Origin of the sequence: Thalassobellus citreus, assembly GCF_044385915.1 — a bacterium.
Lineage (GTDB): Bacteria > Bacteroidota > Bacteroidia > Flavobacteriales > Flavobacteriaceae > Thalassobellus > Thalassobellus citreus.
This window is the reverse complement of record NZ_JBISCC010000124.1, coordinates 130,589-144,663: the sequence shown is the minus strand read 5'-3', so window position 1 is coordinate 144,663 and position 14,075 is coordinate 130,589. Positions and strand designations below refer to the sequence as shown.

General features: G+C 31.7%; 10 protein-coding genes. 5 read left to right on the top strand and 5 right to left on the bottom strand.

Annotated features, from left to right (window positions below; translation table 11 throughout):
- Position 1: 1 nt before the first annotated feature.
- The 3 genes from ACH5TX_RS09545 to ACH5TX_RS09535 all read right to left on the bottom strand — a co-directional run bounded on the left by ACH5TX_RS09545 (position 2) and on the right by ACH5TX_RS09535 (position 4,349).
- Positions 2-661: a hypothetical protein gene (locus tag ACH5TX_RS09545; protein ID WP_439339273.1), complete on the bottom strand. Its 660-nt coding sequence runs from the start codon at positions 659-661 to the stop codon at positions 2-4.
- 393 nt (positions 662-1,054) lie between these two features.
- A complete protein-coding gene (locus ACH5TX_RS09540; RefSeq protein ID WP_439339272.1) occupies positions 1,055-3,484 on the bottom strand; it encodes a sodium-translocating pyrophosphatase in 2,430 nt (809 codons plus the stop codon).
- Positions 3,485-3,821: 337 nt separating this feature from the next.
- The gene (locus ACH5TX_RS09535; RefSeq protein WP_439339271.1) at positions 3,822-4,349 is read right to left on the bottom strand and encodes an inorganic diphosphatase; all 528 of its coding nucleotides are present in this window, start codon (positions 4,347-4,349) and stop codon (positions 3,822-3,824) included.
- A 189-nt stretch (positions 4,350-4,538) separates the two neighbouring features.
- On the opposite strand from ACH5TX_RS09535, the gene ACH5TX_RS09530 reads away from it, so the two are divergent.
- The gene (locus tag ACH5TX_RS09530; RefSeq protein ID WP_439339270.1) at positions 4,539-6,773 is read left to right on the top strand and encodes a M1 family metallopeptidase; all 2,235 of its coding nucleotides are present in this window, start codon (positions 4,539-4,541) and stop codon (positions 6,771-6,773) included.
- A gap of 50 nt (positions 6,774-6,823) precedes the next feature.
- A complete protein-coding gene (locus ACH5TX_RS09525; protein WP_439339269.1) occupies positions 6,824-7,231 on the top strand; it encodes a hypothetical protein in 408 nt (135 codons plus the stop codon).
- Positions 7,232-7,289: 58 nt separating this feature from the next.
- On the opposite strand, the gene ACH5TX_RS09520 is transcribed toward ACH5TX_RS09525, so the two are convergent.
- Both ACH5TX_RS09520 and ACH5TX_RS09515 read right to left on the bottom strand, forming a co-directional pair.
- The gene (locus tag ACH5TX_RS09520; RefSeq protein WP_439339268.1) at positions 7,290-9,794 is read right to left on the bottom strand and encodes a DUF5686 and carboxypeptidase-like regulatory domain-containing protein; all 2,505 of its coding nucleotides are present in this window, start codon (positions 9,792-9,794) and stop codon (positions 7,290-7,292) included.
- A gap of 135 nt (positions 9,795-9,929) precedes the next feature.
- Positions 9,930-10,907: a pyruvate dehydrogenase complex E1 component subunit beta gene (locus ACH5TX_RS09515; RefSeq protein WP_439339267.1), complete on the bottom strand. Its 978-nt coding sequence runs from the start codon at positions 10,905-10,907 to the stop codon at positions 9,930-9,932.
- Between the two features lie 123 nt (positions 10,908-11,030).
- On the opposite strand from ACH5TX_RS09515, the gene ACH5TX_RS09510 reads away from it, so the two are divergent.
- From ACH5TX_RS09510 to ACH5TX_RS09500, 3 genes are all read left to right on the top strand, one after another.
- Complete coding sequence (locus tag ACH5TX_RS09510; RefSeq protein WP_439339266.1) at positions 11,031-12,113, top strand: T9SS type A sorting domain-containing protein; 1,083 nt, start codon at positions 11,031-11,033, stop codon at positions 12,111-12,113.
- A gap of 122 nt (positions 12,114-12,235) precedes the next feature.
- Positions 12,236-12,982, top strand: a complete 747-nt coding sequence (locus tag ACH5TX_RS09505; RefSeq protein WP_439339265.1) for an electron transfer flavoprotein subunit beta/FixA family protein — start codon at positions 12,236-12,238, stop codon at positions 12,980-12,982.
- 102 nt (positions 12,983-13,084) lie between these two features.
- Positions 13,085-14,044, top strand: a complete 960-nt coding sequence (locus ACH5TX_RS09500) for an electron transfer flavoprotein subunit alpha/FixB family protein (RefSeq protein WP_439339264.1) — start codon at positions 13,085-13,087, stop codon at positions 14,042-14,044.
- Positions 14,045-14,075 lie beyond the last annotated feature (31 nt).

The following is a 14,075-nucleotide window of genomic DNA, read 5'->3' as shown; positions in this document are numbered from 1 at the left end:
CTTACTTTAAGCTTGTAAATAGTTTAACAAAAAATTGATGCTTACTTTTTTTGTACAACCGTTTATTAAATTTATAATAATTAGATATTTCCGTTTCTCTTTCAGGAATGGCTTCGATAATATTCTTTTTTGAATTAATCTTGAGATATTTATTCTTATAAAACAAAACATAAACTTCGTTAGATTTAAATGTATAATACACTTTCTTATTTCTAAGTTTCTCTATTTTGCTCTTTTTATATTTCACATATAAAGTGTAATTAGGTCCATTATATGCTACTTGAAAAAAACCATTTACATAAAAAGGTCTTAATATTTCAATTTGAGGAAGCCTCACAAACTGAGCATTATTTAAAACAAATTGACTAACCAAACTTGAATTTAAACTGAGGTTTGTAACTTTTATATTCACAAATTCAAGAATCACCAAATCATTTAATAAGTCATATTTCATTTTTACATTAAAATGAGGTAAATCATTATAAATAATATACCCTTTAAGAAAATCACTTGACCCATAAAATTTATGATTTTCGACAGATAAACTAATATAATTATCTATATACTCTAAACCGTTAAAAACATTATTGTTTTGATATAAATCAATTGAATCGTAAACTTCAAAATATTCTTTTTTAAAAAATTCAGATTGCGCAGACACTAAATTGACATAAAAAAAACATATACATAATGAGTAACAAAAACCTTTCATAGTAATGAAAATATATCTAAATATAAATTCTTTTACTATAACAAAATGAAGAATTATTTAATTTAACATAATAATTACTCACATCACAATTTTGTGACCTAAAAAACATCAAAATAGCAATCAACTTAATTCGAAGATAAACTAGAAGACTTTGATATATTTATAAAGTAAATTATTAGCGGGTTCTTTTAACTAAAACAACTATTTTATAAAGAATATTTGTTACATATATAAATTTTCACAAAAAGAATGCCCATTCTATCCTTAACGCAAAACTATATAAACAAAAAAACCACACTAATAGTGTGGTTTTTTTGTTTATATAGTTTTTAAAGAATTTATCTAGTTAACAACAACTTGATTAATATCTTTTTTCACGTCTACACGAACTACTTTATTACTTTCATTTAAAGCATCAATACTCATTTTTACATCAGCTTCGGCACCTTCAAAAGTTTCATAACTAGTAGATTTTACTCCATTTTCAGTAGTTACTGTCGTTACTACAGCTTTTACAGTACCATCTTCATTATTAGTCATATCTACTTTAACTTCTTTTGAAATAGTTACTAGTTCTGTATCATTTCCTTCAGAAACATAAGCAGTAACAACCTCAGAATCCATAGCAATACTAGGAGCAATAACCAATGCTACAACCGACATTAATTTTAATAAAATATTTAATGATGGTCCTGATGTATCTTTAAACGGATCTCCAACAGTATCACCTACAACGGCTGCTTTGTGTACATCTGTTCCTTTTCTACCGTCTTCTTCAATAGTTTTCTTTGCATTATCCCAAGCACCTCCAGCATTAGACTGAAAAATAGCCATTAGCACACCACAAGTAGTTACACCAGCTAACAAGCCTCCTAACATCTCTGCGCCTCCAACTCCAAACCATTGTCCGCCAAAACCAACAAGTACAGGTACAACTATAGCTAATAAGCCTGGTAATACCATTTCTCTAATAGACGCTTTTGTTGAAATATCAATACATTTTCCATAATCGGCAACACCATCAGCTGCATCAAAAATAGCTCTTTGTTCTTTTGTTGCCTTAGTCATATCTGAATCAACAGCTCTCATTACTTCTAACGCTGCTTTTAATTGAGGAATATCTCTAAACTGACGACGAACCTCTTCAATCATTGCCATAGCAGCACGACCTACTGCATTCATTGATAATGCAGAAAACACAAATGGTAACATACCTCCTATTAATAATCCTGCCATAATATCTGGTCTAGAAACATCAATAGACGTTACATGAGCAGTTTTCATGAATGCTGCAAATAATGCTAAAGCTGTTAAAGCCGCAGAAGCAATTGCAAATCCTTTACCAATAGCAGCTGTTGTATTTCCAACAGCATCTAATTTATCGGTACGATCTCTAACTTCGCTTGGTAATTCTGCCATTTCAGCAATACCACCTGCATTATCACAAATTGGCCCGTATGCATCAACAGCTAATTGAATACCCGTATTAGCTAACATACCTACTGCAGCAATGGCGATACCATATAAACCTGCAAAATGATGAGAAACCATAATAGCCGCAGCAATTAATAAAATAGGAATTGCAGTAGACATCATACCAACTCCTAAACCTGCAATAATATTTGTTGCTGCTCCAGTTTCAGATTGTTTTACAATAGACATTACTGGTTTTTTACCCGTAGCAGTATAATACTCCGTTATTTTACCTACGGCTAATCCTGCAACTAAACCAGCAATAGTAGCCCAAAAAACACCCATAGATGTATATGTTGTTCCAGCATCGACCCAAGATTCTGGCAACATTTGATTAATTATAAAATAAGACGCTACCAACATTAAACCTGCAGAACCAAACTCTCCAATATTTAAAGCTGTTTGCGGATTTCCTCCATCTTTTACACGAACAAAAAAGGTTCCTAAAATTGACATAACAATTCCTACTGCTGCAAGAACTAGTGGTAAATACACAGCTCCTAAACCATCAAAAGCACCTTGGAATTCTGGTAAAGTAGCATATATAGCACCTAAAACCATGGTTCCTATAATAGAACCTACATAAGATTCAAATAAATCGGCTCCCATACCAGCAACATCTCCAACATTATCACCTACATTATCTGCAATTGTTGCAGGATTTAATGGATGATCTTCAGGGATACCTGCTTCTACTTTCCCAACTAAATCGGCTCCTACATCGGCAGCTTTAGTATAAATACCACCACCAACACGAGCAAATAAAGCAATAGATGATGCTCCTAATGAAAAACCAGAAAGCACGTTAAGAATTTCTCCTATTTCCCAACCTTGACCACTATATATCATGAATAAGCCACTAAGTCCTAAAACTCCTAGACCTACAACACCTAAGCCCATAACTGCTCCTCCTGCAAATGCGACTTCTAATGCGCGTCCTAAAGATTGACGAGCAGCTTGTGTTGTTCTAACATTGGCTTTAGTTGCTACTTTCATACCAATAAAACCAGCTAATGCAGAACAAATAGCACCAACAATAAATGAAACAGCTACCATGCCATTAGAGCCTTCTTCTGAATTACCTTTAAAGTATAAGAGAATTGCAACTGCTACTACAAATATTGATAAAACTTTGTATTCAGCTTTTAAAAAGGCCATAGCGCCTTCTGCAATATTTTTTGCAATTCTAGCCATTTTAGCATCTCCTACATCTTGTTTTGAAACCCAGCCACTTTTTATAATTACAAAAATTAGTGCCAAAACACCAAAAAGCGGTAAAAATTTTACAATTAAATCCATAAATTAATTTTAGTTAGTTATATATATTATTTGACGCTAAAAATAGGAAAATATATGTGATAAAAAAAACCTATAATAATTAAAGATAATGCACTAAAAACCTCATTAATTTAAAATATTTTAAATACTATGACATTTATCAGGATTTTGATGCGTTTTATAAATAAATTTCACTATGAACACTTTATTAAGACACAAATTTTACTCGCTTAATATGAATTATTTTAACACACATTACAAATACTAAACTCTAATATTATAATTCATCAATATTTAACCATAAAAAAAGCCATCTTAATATATTAAGATGGCTTTTTAATGTTTTTTGAACAAGTTACTAGATAGTAAAAGTGCGCTTTTTCTTGTGCTCACTTTCATCATATCTTTGTACACACTCATGGTAAATTCTTCTAGCTTCTTCAGCATTTCCCCATCCGCCTGTATCTACTTTCTTTTTTTCTAAATCTTTATATACTTGAAAAAAGTGTTCAATTTCTTTTAATCTATGAGGATTTAAATCGCTAATATCTTTATTATTACTCCAAATAGGATCCGATACAGGAACGCAAATAATTTTCTCATCTGGTCCTTTTTCATCTGTCATATGGAACACACCAATAGGTCTTACTTCCATAACCACCATAGGATACGTTGGTTGATGTCCCATTACCAATACATCTAAGGGATCTTGATCTAAAGCTAAAGTCTCTGGTATAAACCCGTAATCACCAGGATACATCATTGATGAAAACAACATACGATCGAAACGAATTTTATGTAATGTAAAATCGTATTCGTATTTATTTCTACTTCCTTTTGGTATTTCAATTAATACATCAAAAGTTAATTCTTCTTCTTTACTCATTTTCTTTTACTATTTAGGGTTGCAAATGTACTGAACCAAAAAACTTAAAACAACAATAGTAAGGTAGATTTTCATATATTAACAAAAGCTTAAAATCTATTAATTAATTCTATCCTATATAATGCGTATAAAGTAAAATATTAACTACATTGCACGGTAATTATTTGAACCTGACTAACTCAAAAAATTATGAAATATCTCATCACGAGCATCTTATGTCTTTGCCTATTTTTTAATGTACATTCTCAAAACCAACCCTGGCAAGGTAAATTTGAACCCATTGACAACCTAATTGCACCTCCCAGTACATACAGAACCGCAAGCGGAGCACCCGGAAAAGCTTACTGGCAACAACAAGCCGATTACAAGATAAAGGCTCAGTTAGACGAAAAAAACAATACCCTTACTGGGGAAGAAACCATTACTTATTTTAATAATTCGCCTGACGATTTAAGTTATTTATGGATTCAGCTTGAACAAAACGTCAACAAAAAAGGGAATGAAGATTTTGGTTCAATATTCAACAAAATGGAAGATGGCATGAGTACTCGCCAAATGCAGTTTCTTACTAGAGCTATTGATTTTCCAGCAGGATACTCTATTAAATATGTTAAAAATGCTAATGGAAGTAATTTAAAAACCATGGTTAACAACACCATGATGAAAGTTAAATTAAACACACCTCTAAAATCTGGAGAATCTACAAGTATCAATATAGCATGGTCTTACCCTATAACAGACCGTAGTATGTATTTACTTTCAAGAGAAGGCTATGAATATTTTCCTGAAGATGATAATACCATATACCTAATAGCACATTGGTTTCCTAGAATGGCTGTTTATAATGACACCGAAGGATGGCAAAATCAGCAATTTCAAAAATTAGGTGAGTTTGCATTAGAATTTGGAAATTATGAAGTTGAAATTACGGTACCTGAAGATCATATTATTGCTGCAACAGGGTTGTTACAAAACAGTGATGCTGTTTTAACAAAAACGCAAAGTAAAAGGCTAGACAAAGCCAAAAAATCTTTCGATACACCTGTAATGATTATTACAGAAGAAGAGGCAAACACCAACAAAAAAACAAAAGCTACCAAACTAAAAACTTGGAAGTATCATGCTAAAAACGTTCGTGACTTTGCTTTTGCTTCCTCACGAAAGTTTCTGTGGGATGCGCAAGCTGTAAAATTACCAACAAACACGGTTATGGCTATGTCTTTTTACCCAAAAGAAGGCTTACCTGTATGGCAAGAATCATCTACAAAAGCCATTAAAAATGCTTTAGAAGTTTATTCTGAAGCTACATTTGATTATCCGTATCCTGTAGCAATTTCAGTAAACACCTCTAACATTGGTATGGAATTCCCTATGATAAGTTTTAATGGAGGACGTCCTATAAATGGTAAAATAAGTGATCGTGCAAAACAAAGTATGATTGGCACCATTGTACACGAAGTAGGACACAATTGGTTCCCAATGATTGTTAGCTCAGATGAACGTAAATGGATGTGGATGGACGAAGGTTTAAACACGTTTTTACATCAAAGAACAGTGGCTGAACGCTATCCTGGTTTTAGTAGTACTACACCAAAAAGCATTGTGCCTTTTATGAGTGGTGATAAAAGTATTTTAAGACCCATAATGACAACATCTGACAATGAATTATTCACACAATTTGGTGCTAACTTTTATATGAAACCTACAGTAGGTTTACAAATGCTACGAAACTCTATTATTGGTAAAGAATTATTTGATGAAGCTTTTAAAGAATATGCCAATAGATGGAAATACAAACATCCAAATCCAGCAGATTTATTTAGAACTTTAGAAGATGCTACAGCAACCGATTTAGACTGGTTTTTTAAAGGTTGGTTTTTTACTACCGATAATGTAGACATGGAATTAAGCAACGTAAAATGGTTTAAAGTTTACGAAGAAAACACCAATATTGAAGACAAAAAAACTAACTCTAAAGTAAAAATAGCGTCATACGAAACAGGTACCGAAGCAGAAGCAAAAGATTTTTCTAACGGCCCTGAAGTTATTAATATGGCCGCTACACCAGACGCTCAATACGGACAGTTTTTATCTAGATTAGATGAAACCGAAATTAGAAAACAAGTTTCAGGAAAAAATATTTATGAAATTACTATAAAAAATATTGGCGGACTCGTGATGCCTGTTACCATAGAATGGGTATTTACTGATGGCTCTACAGAAACCGACAGACTACCTGCTGAAATATGGCGCAGAAATGAATATGAAATTAAAAAAACCTTTATTAAAGCTAAAGAAGTTGCTAAAGTGAATTTAGACCCTAATTTTGAATTTGCCGATACCGATATGAAAAATAATAGCTTTCCTAAAGTAGAAACCAAATCTGAGTTTGATAGCTTTAAAGAAAAAAAGAGAGGGAATTAGATCTTTTGAGTTTTTAAAGCTGATTAATATATAAATTTCATATGATGACTATGAAAAAAATAATGATTTTATTCTTTGGTCTTTTGACTCTTTCATCTTGTTTAGACAAAAAAGAAATTGATGGAAAATGGGATGATATTATTAAACTATCAACAAAAAATGTAGAGCTAACACATAAGATGAATTCGGTTACTATTACTACTAAAGGTGATTGGTGGTGGATTGATGCTGTATCTTTTGAAAATAGTATTTATAGTTATTATGATAATGAGGATATTAACCTTGAATCAGATTCATATTCTATAATTGAAGAAGAATTTTTGATTAAAAGAAGAGATAAAAACACTCTTTTTATAAAATTAAATGAAAATAATACTGGAAAAGAAAGAGTTATGAATATCACTTTTGAAGCAGGAGATTATTTTGACTATGTAACGATTAAACAAGCAGCTAATTAATTCGATTCAGAGTCACGTAATCTTATCCTATTCATACAACTTACAGCTACAAAACCTCTTAAAAATAAAACCCAAAAGTACCTGTCACTCCAAATTTACGAGCATCGGGATTTTTAATTTCATCTAAATAGTTTCCTCTAAAATTAAAGTCTACTCTAAATACCTTAAAAATGTTTCCAATTCCTAAACTGTATTCATAATACATTTTATCGCTTGGTGCTATTAAAGGAGTGGCATTGATATTTCCAGTGGTATTTAGAGCAATATTTTCATCTGATATTTCTCCCCAAACACCACGAACACTAATAATTTCACGTAAATTAAGTTTTCTTAAAAAGGGGACTCTAGAAAATAAGCGTCCGTTAAAATTATGTTCTAAATGTACAGATGTATAAGTATCAGACACAAACTCATAAAAATCTAACTGAGAAAATGTATTATAAATTGAAAAATAAGATTGATTCCCAGGAATAACACTTAACAAGCCTAAAGGTACTTCTCCAATAGTTTTTCCTGCTTCAACAGTTGATGTTAACCTACCAAAACCACCTAATTGTATAGGCTGCGTATAAGAGAACTGTAATTTTGTATAATCGAAATCGCTATTAAACATACTTTTATCACCACGACTTACTTGGGCAAAAATACGAGCAAAATCATCATTAGCTGTGCGACGCTCAACGCCAAAACCAGTCATTTTTCGTTTTGGAAAATACGATAATGACAAAGCGGTTTCAAATTGTTTTATTTCAGACTCCACACCTGTAGGTGTATTATAATCTAAACTAAAAGTTGGTGATGCCGACTCTAAAGTTCTATAATTTCCACTTAATCTAAAAACAAGATTACGTAAAGGCTCTAACTCTACTGCTAAACTGGTTAAATTAATAGAAGTCAACTTATCATTTGTACTAGTTCCAACAACCGATGAGGAAGCTAAACTTCGCCCTAAAACATCGGTACTTGTTGTTAAACTAGCTCCTATTTGTTCTACATCGCGCCTATTTCCTCCAGAAATTATCAATCGGCTCTTTTTATCTAATAACCATTTTCCAGAAATACCATATTTAAACTTATCATCATCAAATCCGTAAGCTAAAAACCCTTGTAATCTCCAAAGGTCATTTCTACCAAAATAAGTACGCCCACCTACACGCAAACGCAATCCTTCAACTTCGTTAAACCCAAAAGTTGAAAAAATAGGACCATAATCTAATGGCAACGAATTAAATTCTATGTAGCCTGAAGACAAAATACTTCCTAAGTTATAAAGACGTTTAAACTTTTTAACGGTTTTTAAAGTATCTAACATTTTATAGACACCTTGCTCATCTTTATTTAAAACTTCTAATCTATTATCTGACCAAAAAGCATCATCTCTATCATAAACATCCTTATCATAATTATAAACTTCCTCGTCATAGAATTTCTTATCTTTTTCTATATCAAATTTATAATTATTGTATAGTGTGGTTCGTTTACCATATATACCACGAGCCTTTTCTTTTTTGCTAAACGCAAAATCGGACATCATATAATCGCGCTTTACGAGAAAAAGTGAATCATTTAAAACTTCAAACTCTTGCTCTATATAAATATCTTTTACCCAGTTTATGTTAGCGCTTTTTGATGCTTGAAGATTAATTTCTTTAATAGCATAGGTTGAATCTGCTACCCAAAAATCACCTTTAAAAGTCAATTCGTTTTTACGTCTTGGATAATAGATGATATTATAACACCATTTATTATCAATAAATGCACTATCACTTAACACATAATTATAAGTGCTTATTCCTGTTTTAGATAACGGACTCACAAAACTTTTATCGAAGAATTTTAAGTAATTATCATACACATTATAATCTGAATACAAATCGTCTACAAAATCGATAATAATTTGATTATCACTAAATCCTGAGTTTTTATTTCCTTTTAAAACTTCCTTTTCTTTATTAATTAAATTATCGCCATATACTTTTGATACTGCTTCATTAATAAACATGGGTAAGTATGTTTTACCAGTAACGCTGGAGGTATCAACCTGATCAAAAACAAACTCCATACCTTTAAATAGCTTACCTTTTATTAATGCACTATCAATGGTATTAATATCAAACTCTACTTTTTCATACTTATCATATTCGTATTGTTTGTATAAATTTAAGCCGTTTCTACGTTTATGCTCCCATATTTTTCGAAGTAAATCTATAGCTGGATTATTCTTTTTAGACTGCTTACCAGAAACAATTACAACAGCATCTAATTCTCCCGCTTCTTCTTTAAGTGTGAATTTTAAATCGTAATTTACTTTTTTAGTTAATGGAATATTCAAAGTTTCATAGCCTAAAAATGATACGCTTAAAGTATTCCAAGTTTCATCAGATTCTAGATAAAACTTTCCGTTTTCATCGGTTATAGTTCCTTGCGTAGACCCCTTAAATATTACATTAGCAAAAGAAACAGGTTCATTATATTCATCAAACACATAGCCACTAACTTTTGTTTGAGCGATTGCAAACAATGTACTGAATAGAAAAAATGTAAAAACTAATTTTATCTTCATCTAAAGATTTTATATTTAAAAGACAAATATATCTGTCTTTGGTTGCATAAAGATTGAAAAAAATATCTTTATAACACAAAAAAACTTCATCAACAATTATGCTAATGAAGTTTATATAACGTAGAATATACTACTTTATTTGTTCAATACTTTTTTAACAGCCTTAATAACTTCGTCCTTGTTAGGCAACCATTCTTCTAAAAGAACTGGTGAATAAGGCGCAGGAGTATCTGCTGTATTAATTTTTATAATTGGAGCATCTAAATAATCAAATGCTTCACTTTGTACTAAATAAGTAATTTCAGTAGCAACATTTCCAAAAGGCCAAGCTTCTTCTAAAATAACTAATCGGTTTGTTTTCTTAACTGAATCTAAAATAGCTTTTCTATCCATAGGCTTTACAGTACGTAAATCTATAATTTCACAAGAAATGCCTTCCTTTTCTAATTCGTCAGCAGCTTTATAAGCTTCTTTTATAATTTTACCAAAAGAAACAATAGTTACATCTGTTCCTTCTCTTTTAATTTCAGCAACTCCTATTGGCACAATGTATTCACCTTCTGGCACTTCACCTTTATCGCCATACATTTGCTCACTCTCCATAAAAATAACCGGATCGTCATCGCGAATAGCTGCTTTTAATAAACCTTTTGCATCATAAGGGTTTGATGGCACAATAACTTTTAAACCTGGTGTGTTAGCAAACCAACTTTCAAAAGCTTGTGAGTGTGTAGCTCCTAATTGACCTGCAGAACCTGTTGGCCCACGAAATACAATTGGACATTTAAATTGTCCACCAGACATTTGTCTAATTTTTGCTGCATTATTTATAATTTGATCAATTCCAACCAAAGAGAAGTTAAAGGTCATGTATTCTACAATAGGTCTATTACCTGTCATTGTAGAACCAACAGCGATTCCTGCAAAACCAAGTTCGGCAATTGGTGTATCGATTACACGCTTTGCTCCAAACTCATCTAACATTCCTTTTGATGCTTTATAAGCTCCATTATATTCAGCTACTTCTTCACCCATTAAATAAACGCTTTCATCTCTGCGCATTTCTTCACTCATGGCTTCACAAATAGCCTCTCTAAATTGAATTGTCTTCATTAAGATTGTTTTTAATTCGAATTGCAAAAATAGGAATTATTGATAATATTATACCATAAAATTAAACAGTAAAATTCCCTACTGAAAAGTTTTTATTATTTTTACAGAAATGAGACACAAATAATGAAGATATCCTACTTTAAGTTAGTCATAATTCTTTTTATATCTTCTTTGGGGTTTAGTCAGAAGCCCCTTTTAAGGTCGGGAATTGATTACTATTTCTCAATAGAAAATAACATAAACGTTCCTACCGTTAATAAAAACAATGATGGTACTATAACTTTAACTCATCAAGAACAATATATAACGGACATTTTTGCTAAATATGAAATTTATGATTTTCATCTAACAAATCCTGATTCTTCTCAAAAGAGGTTTACCATTAATTTTAACTCTAAAGACCTAATAAATGAATTAGCTCAAAATGTACCCGATGAAGTATTTTATAATTTAGGGTCTTTCAAAACTTCTGCTATTAGCCAAGACATTATAACCGCGCTTGATGGTTTAAATTTTGATGTTATGAAATACATGAGCAATTATGATGAACTATGTGGCGATTGCCCTATAGTTCATGAAGTTCCTGACGATTTTAAACTTAGTGTAACTTTTAATTACAACATAGAAAAAGATGTTTTATATATGAAAAGTAATGGAGTGTCTCCATGTGGCAACGAATTTTATATAACCTTAAAAGGAGGCAACCCTGATAACGGAACAAATAGATTACAACTTTGGGAGTCTAATTCTATTTCAACTACAATTTCAGATAATTCACAACCTTGTAACAATATTGAATATACTTTATATTCAATATTAGGAATTTATAATAATGGATATAGCTCTGGTAATTTTAAGACATCTATTAACTCAGAAACTAACCACATAGATCTATATTTAACAGACGACCCTATCGCTGGCTCTCATCATATCGAGCTTTCAGAAGAAAAATTATCAATTACTGATGAATTATTTAAACAAATAAAACCATTTCAAACTAAAGAAAATCCTTATTTACAAATATCAAATATTGGTAATCAAAATATACACATTGATATATATAGTATTACAGGTCAAAAAATTATCAGCAATAAAATCTTTAAAAATAACAGTATCGATATTTCTAATTTTCAAAAAGGTGTTTATCTTATTAAACTTTCAAACACTAACAAGCAACAAAAAGTCTTCAAATTTCTAAAGAATTAGAAATATTTAATCTCATTAATACAAAATTTTACAAATTTACTATGCATGCATAGTAAATAATCAGAATAAAATAATTAACTTCGCATATTAGTAAAAACTAAGTCATTTAAGATATAAATATTATGAAAATATTAGTGTGTATTAGTCACGTTCCAGACACCACATCAAAGATTAATTTTACCGATGGAGACACTAAGTTTGACACCAATGGTGTGCAGTTTGTTATTAATCCAAATGATGAATTTGGCTTAACACGTGCCATGTGGTTTAAAGAAAAACAAGGTGCAAATGTTACCGTTATAAATGTTGGAGGTGCAGAAACCGAACCTACGCTAAGAAAAGCTTTAGCTATTGGAGCAGATGCTGCTATACGTGTAAACACACCAGCAAGCGATGCTTTTTCTGTTGCAAAACAATTAGCCAATGTTGCTAAAGAAGGTGGTTACGATTTAATTATTGCTGGTCGTGAATCTATAGATTATAATGGCGGCATGGTTCCTGGAATGATAGCTGGATTATTACAAGCTAATTTTGTAAATAACTGCATTAACCTTGAAGTAGATGGTACAGAGGCAAAAGCTATTAGAGAAATTGATGGCGGTAAAGAAACCGTATCTACAAGTTTACCATTAGTAATAGGTGGTCAAAAAGGACTTGTAGAAGAAAGTGATTTACGCATACCTAATATGCGAGGTATTATGATGGCTCGAAAAAAACCATTAACCGTTGCAGAACCTATAGAAACTAATACAGAGACAAACTCTGTTTCTTTTGAAAAACCAGCACCAAAAGGCGCTGTAAAATTAGTATCACCAGATAATTTAGACGAGTTAATTAACTTACTTCACAATGAAGCTAAAGTAATTTAAGTTGCTAAATCATTCCGAACTCGTTTCGGAATCTTTTTAAAATTAACAGAAAGATAAATTAGATCCTGAATGCAAGTTCAGGATGAAAAACAAAAATAAAGCATGTCAGTTTTAGTATATACAGAATCAGAACAAGGAGCATTAAAAAAAACAGCTTTAGAAGTAGCATCTTATGCTAAAGCAGTTGCTAATCAATTAGGAACAACAGTTACGGCAGTTGCTATTAATGTTGATGACGCTTCAGCATTAGGAAACTACGGAGTTGATAAAATTTTAAACATAAAAAACACAGCATTAGAAACATTTAATGCTAGCGGTTACGCCGAAGCTATTAAACAAGCTGCCGAAAAAGAAGACACAAAAGTGGTCGTTGTAAGTTCTAGTGCAAACAGCAAATACTTAGCACCTCTTTTAGCGGTTGGATTAAATGCGGGTTATGCCTCAAATGTTATTGAAGCACCAACAAGCGTTTCTCCTTTTACAGTTAAACGTACAGCTTTCACTAATAAAGCTTTTGAAACTTTACAAATAAATACCGATGTTAAAATAGTAGGTGTTTCAAATAATTCATTCGGGTTAGTTGAAAATACTGGTAGCGCTTCCGCGGAAGACTTTTCGCCTTCTATTTCAAATTTAGGAGTTAGTGTTGAATCTGTAGACAGAGCAACCGACAAAGTAACTATTGCAGATGCTGATATTGTAGTTTCTGGAGGTCGCGGATTAAAAGGTCCTGAAAACTGGGGTATGATTGAAGAATTAGCCGATACTTTAGGTGCTGCAACAGCATGCTCTAAACCCGTATCAGATTTAGGTTGGAGACCGCATAGCGAACACGTAGGGCAAACAGGAAAACCTGTAGCCTCTAATTTATACATTGCCATTGGAATTTCTGGAGCCATTCAGCATTTAGCTGGTATAAACGCATCAAAAGTAAAAGTGGTTATAAATACAGATGCCGAAGCGCCTTTCTTTAAAGCTGCAGACTACGGTGTTGTTGGTGATGCTTTTAAAGTTGTACCGCAACTCATCGAAAAATTAAAAGTATTTAAAGCTCAACAATAAATTATTTTTCATAAATTAGTTGGTTTAGTAT